16 protein-coding genes and 1 pseudogene are annotated in these 13,770 nt (G+C 60.8%); 7 read left to right on the top strand and 10 right to left on the bottom strand.

Going from position 1 to position 13,770, the window contains the following annotated elements; genetic code table 11:
* Window positions 1–16 precede the first annotated feature (16 nt).
* The 3 genes from tnpC to tnpA are packed head-to-tail and all read right to left on the bottom strand — an operon-like array spanning window position 17 to window position 2,393.
* The gene (tnpC, locus tag LMTR21_RS27655) at window positions 17–1,681 is read right to left on the bottom strand and encodes an IS66 family transposase (RefSeq protein ID WP_148635933.1); all 1,665 of its coding nucleotides are present in this window, start codon (window positions 1,679–1,681) and stop codon (window positions 17–19) included.
* 47 nt (window positions 1,682–1,728) lie between these two features.
* On the bottom strand, window positions 1,729–2,049 hold the full coding sequence (gene tnpB, locus LMTR21_RS27650) for an IS66 family insertion sequence element accessory protein TnpB (RefSeq protein WP_430642467.1): 321 nt from the start codon (window positions 2,047–2,049) through the stop codon (window positions 1,729–1,731).
* 23 nt (window positions 2,050–2,072) lie between these two features.
* The gene (tnpA, locus tag LMTR21_RS42050; protein WP_065750890.1) at window positions 2,073–2,393 is read right to left on the bottom strand and encodes an IS66-like element accessory protein TnpA; all 321 of its coding nucleotides are present in this window, start codon (window positions 2,391–2,393) and stop codon (window positions 2,073–2,075) included.
* Here tnpA and LMTR21_RS27635 point away from each other — a divergent pair.
* The gene (locus LMTR21_RS27635; protein ID WP_246174286.1) at window positions 2,313–4,058 is read left to right on the top strand and encodes a right-handed parallel beta-helix repeat-containing protein; all 1,746 of its coding nucleotides are present in this window, start codon (window positions 2,313–2,315) and stop codon (window positions 4,056–4,058) included. The two genes, tnpA and LMTR21_RS27635, sit on opposite strands and share 81 nt — an antisense overlap.
* Here LMTR21_RS27635 and LMTR21_RS27630 read toward each other — a convergent pair.
* The gene (locus tag LMTR21_RS27630; protein ID WP_065756406.1) at window positions 4,055–5,059 is read right to left on the bottom strand and encodes a Kelch repeat-containing protein; all 1,005 of its coding nucleotides are present in this window, start codon (window positions 5,057–5,059) and stop codon (window positions 4,055–4,057) included. The genes LMTR21_RS27635 and LMTR21_RS27630 overlap by 4 nt on opposite strands.
* A gap of 194 nt (window positions 5,060–5,253) precedes the next feature.
* On the opposite strand from LMTR21_RS27630, the gene LMTR21_RS27625 reads away from it, so the two are divergent.
* Window positions 5,254–5,421, top strand: coding sequence for a hypothetical protein (locus LMTR21_RS27625; RefSeq protein WP_187399207.1), 168 nt, complete (start codon window positions 5,254–5,256; stop codon window positions 5,419–5,421).
* Window positions 5,422–5,441: 20 nt separating this feature from the next.
* Complete coding sequence (locus LMTR21_RS42045; protein ID WP_084030995.1) at window positions 5,442–5,792, top strand: recombinase RecT; 351 nt, start codon at window positions 5,442–5,444, stop codon at window positions 5,790–5,792.
* Here the strand turns inward: LMTR21_RS42045 and LMTR21_RS40340 are convergent.
* From LMTR21_RS40340 to LMTR21_RS27600, 5 genes and pseudogenes are all read right to left on the bottom strand, one after another.
* Complete coding sequence (locus LMTR21_RS40340; RefSeq protein WP_187399434.1) at window positions 5,710–6,051, bottom strand: hypothetical protein; 342 nt, start codon at window positions 6,049–6,051, stop codon at window positions 5,710–5,712. The two genes, LMTR21_RS42045 and LMTR21_RS40340, sit on opposite strands and share 83 nt — an antisense overlap.
* Window positions 6,048–6,287 carry a hypothetical protein gene (locus tag LMTR21_RS27615; RefSeq protein WP_065756409.1) on the bottom strand — a complete coding sequence of 80 codons (240 nt, stop codon included), beginning with the start codon at window positions 6,285–6,287 and terminating at the stop codon, window positions 6,048–6,050. Before LMTR21_RS27615 ends, LMTR21_RS40340 begins: the two co-directional genes overlap by 4 nt.
* 148 nt (window positions 6,288–6,435) lie before the next feature.
* Entirely contained in the window at window positions 6,436–7,563 is a 1,128-nt protein-coding gene (locus tag LMTR21_RS27610) for an ERF family protein (RefSeq protein WP_065756410.1), read from the bottom strand.
* A gap of 2 nt (window positions 7,564–7,565) precedes the next feature.
* Window positions 7,566–7,805, bottom strand: coding sequence for a hypothetical protein (locus LMTR21_RS27605; RefSeq protein ID WP_065756411.1), 240 nt, complete (start codon window positions 7,803–7,805; stop codon window positions 7,566–7,568).
* 62 nt (window positions 7,806–7,867) lie between these two features.
* Window positions 7,868–8,674: pseudogene (locus LMTR21_RS27600) on the bottom strand (YqaJ viral recombinase family protein).
* Between the two features lie 135 nt (window positions 8,675–8,809).
* Between LMTR21_RS27600 and LMTR21_RS27595 the strand changes: the two are divergent.
* The 3 genes from LMTR21_RS27595 (at window position 8,810) to LMTR21_RS27585 (ending at window position 11,219) form a co-directional block, all read left to right on the top strand.
* Window positions 8,810–9,028, top strand: coding sequence for a helix-turn-helix domain-containing protein (locus LMTR21_RS27595; protein WP_430642600.1), 219 nt, complete (start codon window positions 8,810–8,812; stop codon window positions 9,026–9,028).
* 798 nt (window positions 9,029–9,826) lie between these two features.
* Window positions 9,827–10,537 (top strand): hypothetical protein, encoded by a 711-nt coding sequence (locus LMTR21_RS27590; RefSeq protein WP_148636017.1) that lies wholly within the window; start codon window positions 9,827–9,829, stop codon window positions 10,535–10,537.
* Window positions 10,538–10,961: 424 nt separating this feature from the next.
* Complete coding sequence (locus tag LMTR21_RS27585) at window positions 10,962–11,219, top strand: hypothetical protein (protein WP_065756414.1); 258 nt, start codon at window positions 10,962–10,964, stop codon at window positions 11,217–11,219.
* A 74-nt stretch (window positions 11,220–11,293) separates the two neighbouring features.
* Here the strand turns inward: LMTR21_RS27585 and LMTR21_RS27580 are convergent, their stop codons facing one another.
* Window positions 11,294–12,517 (bottom strand): phenylacetate--CoA ligase family protein, encoded by a 1,224-nt coding sequence (locus tag LMTR21_RS27580; protein WP_065756415.1) that lies wholly within the window; start codon window positions 12,515–12,517, stop codon window positions 11,294–11,296.
* An 89-nt stretch (window positions 12,518–12,606) separates the two neighbouring features.
* On the opposite strand from LMTR21_RS27580, the gene LMTR21_RS27575 reads away from it, so the two are divergent.
* Window positions 12,607–13,767, top strand: a complete 1,161-nt coding sequence (locus LMTR21_RS27575; RefSeq protein WP_065756416.1) for an AGE family epimerase/isomerase — start codon at window positions 12,607–12,609, stop codon at window positions 13,765–13,767.
* Window positions 13,768–13,770: the final 3 nt, after the last annotated feature.

The following is a 13,770-nucleotide window of genomic DNA, read 5'->3' as shown; positions in this document are numbered from 1 at the left end:
TGGCGTTGCGTGAAGGTCAGGCGGCCTGCTGACCGGCGGCTTGGCGCAGGAGTTTCCATTCCCAGGGCAGCAGTTCGTGCAGACGCGAAGCGGGAAGATCGGCGATACGGGCGAGGACGTCGGCGAGCCAAGCCTTGGGATCGACGTCGTTGAGGCGACAGGTCGTGATCATCGTCAGCATGATGGCGGCACGGTTGGCGCCACGCTGGCTGCCGGCGAAGGTCCAGTTGCGCCTTCCCAATGCGATGCCTCTCAATGCGCGCTCAGCACAATTGTTGGTCAAGCAGATCCTGCCATCGTCGAGGAAGCTGGCGAAGTCGTCCCAGCGCCTGAGCATGTAGTTGATCGGCTTCAGGACATCGGAGGAGCGCGAGAGGGTTTCGCGCTCACGCAGCAACCAGGCGCGCATGTCATCGAGAAGCGGCTTGCTGTTTTCCTGGCGCACGGCGCGCCGCTCGTCGGCGCCACGGCCGTTGATGGCGCGCTCGATCTCGAACAACGCATCGAGGCGCTTGACCGCCTCCAGCGCGATCGGAGAGACCGGCTTGCCCTTCTTACCTTCCCGAGCATTTTTCTCGATGTCAGCCAGCTCGAAGAAGCCCCGCCGCGCATGGGCAAAGCAAAACGCCGGCGTCATCGGCAGCACTTTCCGCTGCGGGTCGAACAGCGGCTCGAAGCCGCTGTAACAGTCGCACTGCAGGATACCCGTGAAGGCGGCCAGATGCTTCTGGGGGTGCTCGCCTCGTCGGTCGCTCGAGGCGTAATAGACCGCCGCCGGCGGCGCAGGCCCGGCGAAGGGCCGGTCATCCCGCACATAAGTCCAGATCCGCCCGGTCGTGCACTTGCCCTTCGCCAGGATACGGATGGTGGTGTCATCGCCATGCAGGCGCTCGGCCGCGAGCACATGGCGTTCGATCAAGTGGAAGAGCGGCATGACGGCGAAGGTCCCGTGGCCGACCTGATCGGCCAGCGTCGACAACGGCAGGTCGATCCCTTCGGCCTTGAAGCGCGCACTCTGGCGGTTGAGCGGGATATGCATGCCGAACTTGTCGAACAGCATCGTCGCCAGCAATTGTGGGCCGATGAAGCCACGCGGCGTGGCATGAAACGGCGCCGGCGGCTGGCTGATCTTCTCGCAATCGCGGCAGGTAAATTTCTCCCGTACCGTCTCGATCAGCTTGAAGCGCCGCGGGATCTCCTCCAGCGTCCCGGTCACATCCTCACCGATCTTCGCCAGCCGCGATCCACCGCAGCAGGCACAGGTCGTTGGAGCTTCAATGACGACGCGCTCGCGTTCGATGTCATCCGGCCATGGCTTGCGCACCGGCCGCTTGCGCATGAAGGGGCGGACGTTCTGCGTCTTCGCCGCGGCGGCCTGCGCGGCAAGCTCATCCTCGCTCGCCGTGGTGACGAGCTCTTCCAGCTCCAGCTCCAGCTGCTCGAGCAGCCGTGCCGTGCGTTCGGAGCGTTGCCCGTACAGTTCGCGTTTCAGCTTCTCGATCCGCAGCTCGAGATGCGCGATCAGCGCCTCGGTATCCGACAGTTGCGCCTGCGCATTCGCGGCTTGCGCCTGCCAGTTGGCAGCCACCGCCTCAGCTCGCAGCCGTGCCTCACGCTCGGCCTGCAGCGCCGCCAGGGCACTGACGAGGTCCGATGGAAGATCGTCCGGCTTCGATATCATGAAGCCATTGAATCAGATCAAGCAGCAGATTCAAACCGTAAAAGCGGCTATCCGACCCGCGTCGGCCGATGGGTTTCTTGAGGGTTACGCCAATCGATCCCGGACAGCAGATAGCTCAACTGCGCCGGCGAGATCGTTACCGATTCTCCGGCAACCGATGGCCAGATGAACTTTCCTCTCTCGAGTCTTTTTGTGAACAAGCAGGCTCCCTGGCCATCGTGCCAGATCGCCTTCACAAGATCGCTGCGGCGACCGCGGAAGACGAACAGATGACCGCTGAGCGGGTCTTTGTGCAGCACCTCCTGCACTTGGAGTGCCAGCGACGGAAAGCCTCTGCGCATATCCGTGTAGCCTGTCGCGAGCCACACTCGCACATTCCCCGGTATCGCAATCATCGGCGTCCAAGCACATCGAGGACCCGCGCCAACGCCTCCGAATCGACGTGCGCATCCACCCGGATGCACCGTCGGTTGCCGAGATCGATCTCTATCAATCCAGTACGCGCGGCTGCCACGGAGCGAACTCGGCCATCAACCGTAGGCAAAAGCCTCGGAGTTTCCTCAGCCGATGCCGCTACGGCAGCGATCTGCACCGGCGTAAAAGATGGTACAACTTGTTCCGATGTCCGTGCTTGTCGACGCCAGGTAAACACCAAGCTGGCCGCTACTCCGTTGCGACGCGCAACCTCAGTCACCTTCGCGCCCGGCGCCAATGTCTCCTCGACAATCCGTGCCTTGTCGTCCTGCGACCAGCGCCGCCGCCGCTCCAGCCCACCCAAAACCTCGACCCGCATCGCCTGATGACCTTAAAGCTAGACTTAAGGCCACACGCTTCGCGAATTGCCACCCGTCACGCAAGACGGCCCCCGTCGGATGCGTACACGCCAACGGGCGGGGCCATCGTTCACGACGTGATCCACATTAAGGACTTTGGCGCGGTTGGAGATGGCGTCACAGACGACACATCGGCTTTGGTGGCGTGGGTGGCAGCGATCAACGCCAGCACGGATACGAACGTCACGGCCATGCTTGGCAGCGGCACCTATCCGCTGGCATCGGCGCTTGTGGCTAACGGTCTCGTAATTACCCGCGACAAGGTGCATATCGAAGGCAATGGCGGCGCGATCAAGGTGACCGGAACGTCGGTGGTGAAGTCCGTGTTCAACTCTGACGGCAGAAGCTGGCTCACCTATCGCAACGTCCGCTTCCTCGGCAACAGTCAGGCAAACGCGTTTGCGAACGGCGCGGCTATCTGGTTCACCACGTACACCGGAGGCAACGCCACAGGTCTCCTAGTCGAAAATTGCTACTTCGAAAACTTCAAGGCGGACTACTGGGTATTCTGCGAGAACTACCAAACCCGCGCCATGTCGCACATCAACATCCGCGACAACATTGCGGTGAGCATGGCTGGCAACGCCCGAGGCCCTGCGACAATCACGATTGCATCGTCGTTTTGTGGAGTGTTCGGCTCCGGCGATCCTGGATATTTGTGTTCTGAGGTGCTGATCGAGGACAACGTAGTTTATGCCGATTACATCAAGAGTGGCGCGGTCGTCCAAAACCAAGTGCAGAACTTTACGATCCAAAACAACACGGTATGGAATGCGGGGCAGCAAGGCATTTCCAACGATGTCGGTGCTTACGGTATACAGATTTACGCGAATGTGCCGTTTACTCCTGGCAAGTACGGACGCACGACTGGGAACAAAATTCTGTTCCCTCGCTCGATTGGTATCTATCAAGCCAATACCTTCCCCGGCAGCATCATCGCGAATAACCTCATCGAGAGCCAAGGGCCGGACACGCTCAACGTGACCCTGACGAAGGGCGGTATCTGCTTGAACGGTGCGTATGAGTGCAGCGTTACCGGGAACATCATTGTCAACACGGCGAGAGATGCAATTTGGTGCAACACCTCACCGCAGCTTCACACTGGCCTGAACATTTCGAACAACACCATTCGCGGGGCTGATCGCGGTGTTGTGTTCGAGAGCGCGACTTATGACGGTAGAGACGTTGTTATTCAGAATAATCTGATCCGCGACATTGGGACCGTGGGCATTACTTGCCGCAGCTATACAGGCGTCTCAACGTCGGACATCACCATCCGCAACAATCAAATACAGCTATTGGCGAACGCGTCCATCGGCATTGTGTTCGACAGTCCGACTTCGACGTTCCAGCTGTTCTACTGTCTCGTTCAAGCGAACACGATCCGCGCGAATGCAAGTTCGTGCAAGGGGATCACGTTCAACGGGTTCACGGCGTCATCCAGTCTCATACGAGATAACACGTTGTTCGGCACGTTCGCGGCCGGTGTTGAAACCACAGGCTCGACCGGGGTCACGGCTGCCACCAATACAACAATAGCTTAGGGTGGAGACCGGACCCACACGTCGGAATAAAGGGCCGCATCGAGCCCGCCCAGCATTATGAGCCTGTCGCCATGAACGACTAGGTTATGCGCGTGCCTGGGTGGAAATTCCCCCTCGAACTGTTTCCAATGCTCGCCATCCGAGGAAAACCACACGTCGGACAAGTTCCGCCCCGCGTTAGCTTCGCCTTCATTTTCCGTGTAGCCGCCGACAACCCAAAGCTTTCCTTGATACTCCGCTGCCGCCGTCCATATCCTATCTGACCACGGAGGCGCTGCCGATTGTGTCCAAGTCACGCCGTCGCTTGAACTCCAAACATCGTTTTTCAGATCGACGTCCCCGATCTGCCAGTTGCCGCCGCTAATGACCCAAATACGATCGCGGAACACCACTGCGCAATGAAAAGCGCGAGGGGGCCACGGCGCGGCGGCTGTGACGAGTTGCCAATGCTTTCCGTCATCAGATGACCAAACGTCGTTGTAAAGGCGCTGCGGATCACCTGAAACATCGGCGGTTCCGCCCATGAGCCAAAGCTTGCCTTTGAATTCGACTGCGGCACCGGCCACTCGTGCCGGCCATTCGGCGGAAGATGTTACCAAGTCCCAATTCGCCCCGTCAGCGGTTGACCAAACCTGATTGCTGGCTGTTGCGCCGGGAAGTCGGCCGCGATCCCACCCACCCATAACGAACATTCGGTCGCCGAACGTGGCGGCCATCGTAGCGCCACCGTGTTCCCAGGGGGCTTGTGCGGTAACCTCCGTCCATTTCTTGCCATCGGTTGATCGCCACACGTCGCGAGGCGTTGCTTTATAAGACCCGAACCATCCGCCGAACAGCCATACCGACCCCTTGAAGCTGACCGCTGCGGCGTTGTCACGGGCGGGCCAAGCGGCAGTTTCTACAATTCGTTGCCACGCAACTGCCGGGGCCGCCGCTTGGTCTGATGTTAACAGCAAGCCCGCGACTGCGGCGGCAAATGCAAGCGGAAAAAAACGTTGCATTTCCCAATTCCCCGGCCAATTTCGGGGCGAGAACCCTATCATCTCAACCCTTAATAGAGCAACCCTGATACACGCCGTTTCGTGGGGGCAACTATTCGACATTAGAAGCGATCCGGGCAACAATCGGGGCTTGGGCGCGTTACCATGAGCGCACTCGGGCGGAAATGGAGGCGGTTCATGGGAGGATCAGCGACTTGAAACAGCGCGTCACGGTCCTTGAAACCGATCTACCTTACATCCGGCGCGGCGTCGAGAAAATCGAAAGCTCGATCACCTGGGCCGTTCGGATCATAATCGGCGCGATCCTGGCGGCGCTCGTTGCGTTCATCGTGCGCGGCGGCCTCCACATCCCGCCAGTTTAGCCGGCAACCGTTGCCGATGCATGGTGCGGCCTCTCAATGGAGGGGTTCCCGTCATGCTCACGGTCATTACTCTCATCGCCGCTGTTGTCATCATCGTCGTCGGCTACCAGAGCGGGCACATCAAAAGCCTTGTGGTCGAGCCCGTCCGCGAGAAAGACAAATTCACGCACGAGCCGACGAACCCCAAGAAACCGATCACTCACAAGGTCGATCACAGCAAGGATCGCGGCAACGTCTATGCGGTGTACGCGCTTGCCAAACTGATGAGCGGAGGCCTCGTCCACGAGGTCATGAACCTCGCAGACGTGAACGCGATCCGCGACCGATCCGACGCCTTACCGTGCGGAAGCGCCCAAGCGGGGTATCGATAATGACATCATGGTCCGGTCCCGTCACGCCTTGCCCGTAGTGCGCGGTCCACATGGCGCGGGCCTCGTCCTGGAGCCGGGCCATGTAGTTGACGCGGGATAGCGCCGCGACCTGGACAGGATCAGCGGCGCGCAAGCGTTTAATCGCCGCGATGATCTTGAGCGCCTGGGCGGTCGCCGGCTCGTCGCCGATGACTTGGGTGGCAACGCGCAAGGCTTCTGCAATCGCCTCGTCGCGGGCTAGGCGGGCGGTGTGGTTCAAAGTCCGATCTCCGGTGATGCTTCGCCGTGGCGGATAGCGCGGCGGTCCTCGCTTACGGTGACGCCGTTCACCAGGAAAGCGTAAAAGCAGCCTTGGAAAAAGCCGGCCTCGCACGCCTGCTTGAATGCGCGGTATTTCGCGCCGGCTGGCGTCGATGCCTGGACGATACAGTCATCGAACCCGTAGGATCTTCCAGGATAATCCACCACATCGATCGCCAGCAGCCAGTCGATCAAGTGGTTGGTGTGAGGTCGGCGGATATTGTTTGGCGCATCAGCTCATATTTTTCGAGTGAGTCACCCGGCAGGAGCAGGGGCGGAACCGAGAGTGACTCCGCGGGCAAGTTGGATAGTATTAGGTTTTGAGCGGTACTGAAGGGCGCATTCATGTTGCGAGTCCCTTGTGCATTATTGTGTGTGCGGCGTTTGCCAATACCGCGGCTCCGTCTTGGCCGCCGGTCTGGCTAGCGTCCCACAGTTGTCTGGCAATAGGCATCGGCGCGATCTGCATGTTCGCCCACCAAGCCTTCTCGTTGCCGTGGCGATGCAAATCTTGGTGGTGAGTACGGCAGAGTGGCACGGTAAACTCGTCGCTGACCTTACGCCCCAAGGCTTTTGTTTGGGCGAACTTCAGGTGGTGCGGGTCAGAGGGCACTTGTTTGCAGATTAGACATGGCTGACTTCGCACAAACGAGAGATGCGCTTTGCTCCGCCTGCGGACAGGTTCCTTGGGGAAAGCCAGATTAGCCACCGGCTCTTCCACGTCACTCTGCGCGGAAGGTTCTCCTTGTATGCTGCCGTCCAATAAGCCGGCGGAAAGGATGATTTCTCCGAGCCTCTGTTGGTACGCGGTTTCGATCAGCCGGGCATCGTTCTCCAACAGAGCATTCTTACGCAGAAGCCCATTTTCGGCCCAAGTCAGAAGGTCGTCCTCGGCGGCTAAGGAAAGGATCTCGCCCAGCATCTGGTCCCTCAGTAGGGCGGATTGGTCTCGGCTCAGGATTGGGGAACGTTGCAGAACGTTCCTGTCCGGTTTTCTCTTGGACCCGGTGGCCGTACGAAGTTCGGTCGACCGAGGACTCGGCAAGGTCTCCGGCGCATCAAGATCGTCCTCTCCGGCAATGCCGACCAAGGTGAACAGGGCATAGCGCCGGGCATAGGTCAGGGCTGCGCCCATCCGGTGGGGGGCGACGGTTTCGGCGACTGGGCACACCGGCCATTCGGAGGAAATCCATTCACCCGAGGTGTGGAACAAGGTGGTCGTGAGCTTGATCAGCCCGGTCTCGGGCTCAATTGCCGTAGCTTGCACGGTAGCGATTTCGTGTTTCGTGAGGCACTTGCGCACGATCTCAAGCCCGCTGGCGAGCGAGGCATAGCGGAAAGTACGGCTCTCCTCGTGCGGGAAGGGAGAGGCGATGGTTGCGGTCAGTGATTTCTCCGGGTTTTCCAGTTCAGCCTGAGCTCTGGCGAGCGCTCCGGCGATCTGGCTGATCGTGTCGCTTGACCGCTGCATGGCTATCTCCAGGGATGCCGCGCGGCCAAGAGGTCAAGCTGGACCGCTAGGACCAGCCCGGCGATGACCATCTGTTGCTCCAGATGGCCGGCCAGGCCAATGAGGACGTCGTCTTGCCCGCAGCTCGATCGAAAGGCGCGTAACTTTTGCCACAGCTCGCTGAACAGCTCGAAGGCCGTCTGGTACCGCTCCGGTGGATCACGCGACGGATCGAGGTGGACGAAGTCGAATGGCGGTTGCATGGACAGACCCCGCGATGCTCGAATTGGCGCGCCCAATGTTCGGTGTACGAATGTCGAGGTACCTAATCGACACCTACCAATTCGAAGCTGATCGCCCCCGATTTCGAGCGCTTGGCCCGGAGGCCGTGGCCGTCTGCCTGCTTGGCATCCTCAGGGACCAGCGATTTCAGCTCCGTTTTTGGACCGCTCATGCTCCAGCGCGGCCGCCCGCGTCCGGCGGTAGATATCGGCAAACTCTGCCCACACGTTTGAGCCGGTCATATCGACGACGCGCGCCGCCTCGAGGCGTGGTCGTGGCGGTTCCACCCCGAAGAGTCGGGGGGGCTCGCCGGTCTCGACGCAGCGCCAGAACTTCTTCTCCGCCGTGAGCAGGAGATGCTGGTAAAGAGGGTCGGCATGAACTTTGATTTCCACCCATTTGCCGCCGCGGTGATGATCGAGAGGACCGCTGCGCGCGCGGCAACCACCCACATGTTGTGCTGCAGCTGCGCCATATGCTTTTCGGCTGCAGCCTCTTCGGAGAAATTCCAAGGCAGCATGAACTTGGCCTCGAATACCTCGCCCGTCGGATGAACCTGCCCATCCAAGGTCGCGGCCATCCACTTGTGGACGGGATGCGCTAGCCGCCGCTGCACGTGCTCGACGGCGTAGCCCGTCTGGCGCTCATACCAGGCTCGGTTGAGGTGCTCGGTCACCGTGCCGAGCTGCACCAGCAGGTCGTCTGACAAGTCCTCCGGCTCGATCTCACCGCGCTTTTCCTTCCAGAGCCGCAGCAGGGCGGCTGCATTGTCACCCATGATGATCCGGGCATCGGAGCCGCCGATAAAGCTGCGCCTATTGGTTGAATCAGGTAACATTCGAAATTGCATCATTTCTTTTCTCCCAAGGGCGAAGTAGTTTTTCGTGACCATGATACGAAATCAGTGCACTGTAACTATAGCTGAAGAATCAGGCATTGCAACCGAAATCAGGACAATGTTATGATTTTGCCAGTGCAGTGCCGAATGGCCCGTGCTGCTGTTGGGCTAGGCGTCCGGGAACTTGCGGCAGCGGCCAAGGTGTCGATTGACACTGTCACTAGGTTCGAACGAGGAGACGAGCTAAAGGAACGGACGATCGAAGCCTTACAGCGTGCGTTAGAAGCCGCTGGAGTCCAGTTCATCGATGAGAATGGCGGCGGACCTGGCGTGCGTATCCGCAAGCCGAAGAAAGCTAAGATCTAGGATTGAGGCGAGCTTCGCATGCGCCTCCGGTAAAACTACGGCGGCCGGAATTGACTGAATCTTTGGCGCTCGATTTGCTGCCTCACCCACGCTGGGGATTTCAGCGCCCAGCAAATACCTCAACGCCGCCCAATCAACATACTCGGTTGAGCGGCGCTGTGCATTTCCGGAACTGCGCGGTCTAAAGTAAAGCGGCGCCAAGGGCTCGACTTGCGCTGGTGGATCACCGAACGCATCCGTGACTGGGGCGTATTGATCTTCGCGCGAGAAATCTTCGGAACAGTTGGCGCTCTATGGGAAGAAAACGCCGAGACCCGCCTCAATGTAACGGTACCGATCGCTCATATGCTGCCACAGACGCTGCTTCCTTGGTGGAGGTGGCACGGACGCCTCCGGAGTGGATGCCGCTGCATCGAAATGATCGGCTTGACAATCCCGTCTTAGGGCAAGTTTTGGAATTTATTGCAAAACGAACCCGGCATTGTCTGGGCGTTTCAGACACTTGGCGAAATTCGCGTGCAGCAGTTTCGTGTATGCCGACGACGTCGCGCCTGCCGGCCGCTGGGCATTCCATGACTTGTGCAGGGTGGTGGCGCGCAGCTGTTGAGTCTAATGATTGCTGTCAGCTCCACACCGGTCAAGCAACGCTTAGACTTTCTTAACGGAGGCGGGCCTAGGCTGCGTCACGGTGATTGATCGTCTCCGATCGTCAGCCCCTTCCTCCAGCGGCGTTTCTTGGGATTGCGCATGGAAATCCATCCATGCGCTTGTCAGATAAAGCCGACTGGAGGAGCCGCGATGGCTGCCAAAAAACCGCGCGCCGACAACTCGTTCGATGCCCTTTTCAAGCCGATTCTTCTGCGGTCGGAATCGGCCCAGAGCTTCAAGGCGTTGGCAAACGAGATCTTTCAGGAGATCAAACCTCGCAGTCCGATTGAGCGGATCATTACTCACCAAATTGTCGCCAAGGCAGGAGATATCGCGCGTTACCAGCAATTGCGAACCGGGATCTTGAATACCGGATTCCTGCCGGCGATGCAGACCTTGCTGGAGGTGGGGGGTCCGCCCGGCGGGGTCATGACCGATATTCTTGTCTTGGAATATTTCGTCAAGCCGCAATCTCGCCGCAAGGTCCGTGAGAAACTATCGCAGCGTGGATTCACCGAGGCGGACATCGACGCTGAAGCCTTTAGATCAGAGCCGATTGTTTTGGAAAAAATTGACAAACTACTCGCCGCAGCGGAAAGCGGGCTACGTAAGTGGGTTCGGGAATTGCAGGACCTTCGCATCAAACAACCTCCCGCCGCGGAGAAGCCGATCCTGCCCGCACCGGATGCGGATATCCGCTGTGTGCCGGACTCGGCCGATGACCACTGTCGCGCGACGCGATCGCAATCGGCAAAATGCCTCCAGAAGTACTGGACCGCGGTCTGTGCACGGCAAGCGGCGATCGAGCCAGAACGCGTGCCGGCATGGCCTGTTTGCTCGGCCGCGTTACACCGACTCTGAGCGAGTTGCGCCGTTGGCGCGTGAGCTGGTTGGCGAGGATGCTGACGTAGAGGCTTTGGCATGTGCACGCGCTGTCGCGCGTGCAAGTCTCGACCTCACCCGCGCTCAACGGATGAGGGTTTCGCTGATCAATCGGACGCTGCAGTTTTGGTCGCTTGCGGCGGGTCGTACTCGCCAAGCCAGCTCGACCAGATTATCTTCACCAAACGCGAGATGGGGCGGATCGATAGGGCGTTCACAGCGGGTCGCATGCCGCGCTTGCGCCGGATCCGCGAACCAAAGCCTTTGCCCGCAACCGAGCCTGCGCGCATGGCTGAGGTGTATCGCCGCATTATTTGACGACCTGGTTGCGATCGATCGTTTACGAGCGGCAATCCTCGGCCTGCCTGTTGCACGCGCTACGCGAATTGATAAGGCTTGCCCTATGAACCGTCTGCTCAAGCTGGAGTTTTTAGGACCGCTGGCGCTGTTTGGCGTCACTCCTTTGCGCCCGCTCGCCGCGCGTGCGCTCGAAGACGCGCCGCGCTCAGAGCTCCTCTGGTTCGTCAACCTGCGCATGTTCGGCATCTTCCAGCGCAGCCACGCGCCGGTGAGATCTGCCGCTGGACGGTTTCCAGTTGTTCGGTATTACGCTGCCGATCTTTGCGCTGGCTTGCGCCGGCCGGTAACTGGATTGGCCTAAGGTGGGATATTCCATCGGAACAGCGCATTTTCCCTGCAAAGTCCTTCTAGCAGGGAATGAGATTTTAGGCGGCCTCAGCGCTCGTCTGATATCACCTTGCCGTCGTTCGGCAGCGAACCTGCAGCAACAAGTTCGACTTTGCCGCCGAGCTTCGTCACCGCGCGCAGCGTTGCTGCAAGTTCGTCCTGAAGACTTGCCGCAGCCGAAGCCGCTTCCGCGTTTAGCGTCATCAAATCGCTCTCGCCGGATCGTGTGACCACGAGGCGCAGCCGGCCGAGCTCGGGATGACGCTTGCCGATCTCGGCGATCTGTTCGGGGCGGACGAACATGCCCTTGACCTTGGTGGTCTGGTCAGCGCGGCCCATCCAGCCTTTGATGCGCATGTTGGTGCGCCCGCATGGGCTCGTCCCCGGCAATGTTGCCGTGAGGTCTCCGATCGCGAGTCGGATCCAGGGATGCTGCGGGTCAAGTGAGGTGACGACGATCTCGCCGACATCGCCGGGAGCCATGGGATCGCCGGTGCCGGGACGCACGATTTCCATGATCAGGTCCTCGTTGACCACCATGCCGTCGCGGGCCGGCGTCTCGAATGCGATCAGGCCGAGGTCGGCAGTGCCGAACGCCTGATAGGCATCGATGCCGCGCGACTTGACCTCGTCCTGCAGCGATTTCGGGAACGCCGCGCCGGAGACCAGCGCGCGCTTGATCGAGGAGACGTCGCGTCCGGCGGTTGCGGCGGCGTCGAGCAGGATTTTCAGGAAATCGGGCGTGCCGCTATAGCCGACCGGATGGTACGCTTCGATCAGTTCGAACTGCTGCTCGGCATTGCCGGGGCCGGCCGGGATCACCGCGCAGCCCAGCGCCCGCGCCGAGGCGTCAAAAATGAAGCCGCCGGGCGTCAGATGATAGCTGAAGGTGTTGAGCACCACGTCGCCGGGCCGAAAACCCGCTGCGAACAGCGCCCGCGCACCGCGCCATGGGTCGGTGTGAACGGATTCGGGCTCGAAGATCGGCCCCGGTGAGGTGAACAACCGCCCGAACGATCCCACGGGTCCCGCCACGAACCCGCCGAAGGGCGGCGCGGCCTTGTGCAGGGCAGGGAGTTCCGACTTGCGCAGCACCGGCAGGCGCGCCAGCGCGGCGCGGCTGGTCACGCCGGCGGGATTGATGCCTTGCAATCGCTCGGCATAGGCGGGCGCGGCCAGCGCTTTCCGGAGCACATCGGGAAGTCGGGCAAACAGCTCCGCCTCGCGTTGGGCCGGCTCGCGCGTTTCGAGGGCGTCGTAGTGGGCGGTCATGACGGATGCCTTAGATTTACTTCGATTGCGTGCCGCCTCTGACGTGCTATCAGACGGCTTCTACCGGGGTTGATGTTCCAGGGAACGCAATGGCTGAAAGAGATAGCGCTGCGGCGGCAGATGGGCTGGATTCGGCCGATATCGTCGCGAGGCTGAAGCTTCGCATGATCGAGCACTGCCTGCCGCTGTGGTCGACCGAAGGCTGGGACGACCAAGCGGGCGGCTTTATCGACCGGCTCACTCCGGACGGCCGCGCCGACTTTGCGGCGCCGCGCCGGGTTTTCGTGCAGGCGCGCCAGATCTACTGCTATGCCAAGGCGGCGCGGATGGGCTGGTATCCGGAAGGACGCGCGATCGCGCTGAAGGGGCTGGAGCATCTGCTGGCGAAGGCGAAAGCCCCCGACGGCAAGCCCGGCTTTGTCCACACGCTGAAGCCTGACGGGACGGTGCTGGACCCCTTGCGCGATTCCTACGACCACGCCTTTGTCCTGCTGGCGCTTGCAACCGCCTACGGGCTCGACCGCGATGCGCAGATCCGCGCCGAGATCGATGCGCTGTGCCGCTTCATCGAGACGGAGTTGCGCTCGCCGCATGGCGGGGTTCACGAAGGATTGCCGGTATCGATGCCGCGCCGGCAGAACCCGCAGATGCATCTGTTCGAAGCGATGATCGCGGCGTTCGACGCGACGCATGACCTCGCGTTCCAGAACCGGGCCGGGAATTTCTTCAGCCTGTTTCTGGCCAACCTCTACGACAAGCAGCGGCAGGTGCTCGGCGAGTATTTCGAGGAGGACTGGTCGAAGATCGAGCCGGTCAGCGTCGAGCCCGGACATCAGGCGGAATGGACCTGGCTGCTGAAGGGCTTTGAGCGCATCACGGGTTGCCCCACCGGTCGCTACCGCGGCGAGCTGCTGGCGTCGGCGCTGCGCTATCGCGACGAGGCGACCGGTTGCCTCGTCGACGAAGGCGATGCCGTCGGCAACATCAGGCGCCATACGCGGCGGCTGTGGCCGCAGACCGAAATCGCCAAGGCGTGGATCGCGCAGGCCGAAGCGGGCGAGGCCGGCGCGGCCGATGAAGCGCGCGCGGCGCTGGCGCGGCTCGAACGGCATTATCTCAGCCACCCTGTCACGGGCGGCTGGTACGACCAGTTCGACCGCGACGGCAATTCGCTGGTCGTCACCATCCCTGCGTCTTCGTTCTATCATGTCCTTTGCGCAGTCGTGGAAGCGGAGCAGGTGCTTGGGTGAGCA

The organism is Bradyrhizobium paxllaeri (assembly GCF_001693515.2).
Classification (GTDB): Bacteria; Pseudomonadota; Alphaproteobacteria; order Rhizobiales; family Xanthobacteraceae; genus Bradyrhizobium; species Bradyrhizobium paxllaeri.
Note: the sequence above shows the minus strand (reverse complement) of the source record. Positions and strands in the feature narration are given on the sequence as shown.

What these genes read in the sequence shown, in the direction of transcription:
- tnpC (WP_148635933.1), bottom strand. Translation starts at nt 1,681, where the DNA reads ATGATATCGAAGCCGGACGATCTTCCATCGGACCTCGTCAGTGCCCTG.
- LMTR21_RS27630 (WP_065756406.1), bottom strand. Translation starts at nt 5,059, where the DNA reads ATGCAACGTTTTTTTCCGCTTGCATTTGCCGCCGCAGTCGCGGGCTTG.
- LMTR21_RS42045 (WP_084030995.1), top strand. Translation starts at nt 5,442, where the DNA reads ATGGTGCGGCCTCTCAATGGAGGGGTTCCCGTCATGCTCACGGTCATT.
- LMTR21_RS27610 (WP_065756410.1), bottom strand. Translation starts at nt 7,563, where the DNA reads ATGCAGCGGTCAAGCGACACGATCAGCCAGATCGCCGGAGCGCTCGCC.
- LMTR21_RS27605 (WP_065756411.1), bottom strand. Translation starts at nt 7,805, where the DNA reads ATGCAACCGCCATTCGACTTCGTCCACCTCGATCCGTCGCGTGATCCA.
- LMTR21_RS27595 (WP_430642600.1), top strand. Translation starts at nt 8,810, where the DNA reads ATGGCCCGTGCTGCTGTTGGGCTAGGCGTCCGGGAACTTGCGGCAGCG.
- LMTR21_RS27590 (WP_148636017.1), top strand. Translation starts at nt 9,827, where the DNA reads ATGGCTGCCAAAAAACCGCGCGCCGACAACTCGTTCGATGCCCTTTTC.
- LMTR21_RS27585 (WP_065756414.1), top strand. Translation starts at nt 10,962, where the DNA reads ATGAACCGTCTGCTCAAGCTGGAGTTTTTAGGACCGCTGGCGCTGTTT.
- LMTR21_RS27580 (WP_065756415.1), bottom strand. Translation starts at nt 12,517, where the DNA reads ATGACCGCCCACTACGACGCCCTCGAAACGCGCGAGCCGGCCCAACGC.
- LMTR21_RS27575 (WP_065756416.1), top strand. Translation starts at nt 12,607, where the DNA reads ATGGCTGAAAGAGATAGCGCTGCGGCGGCAGATGGGCTGGATTCGGCC.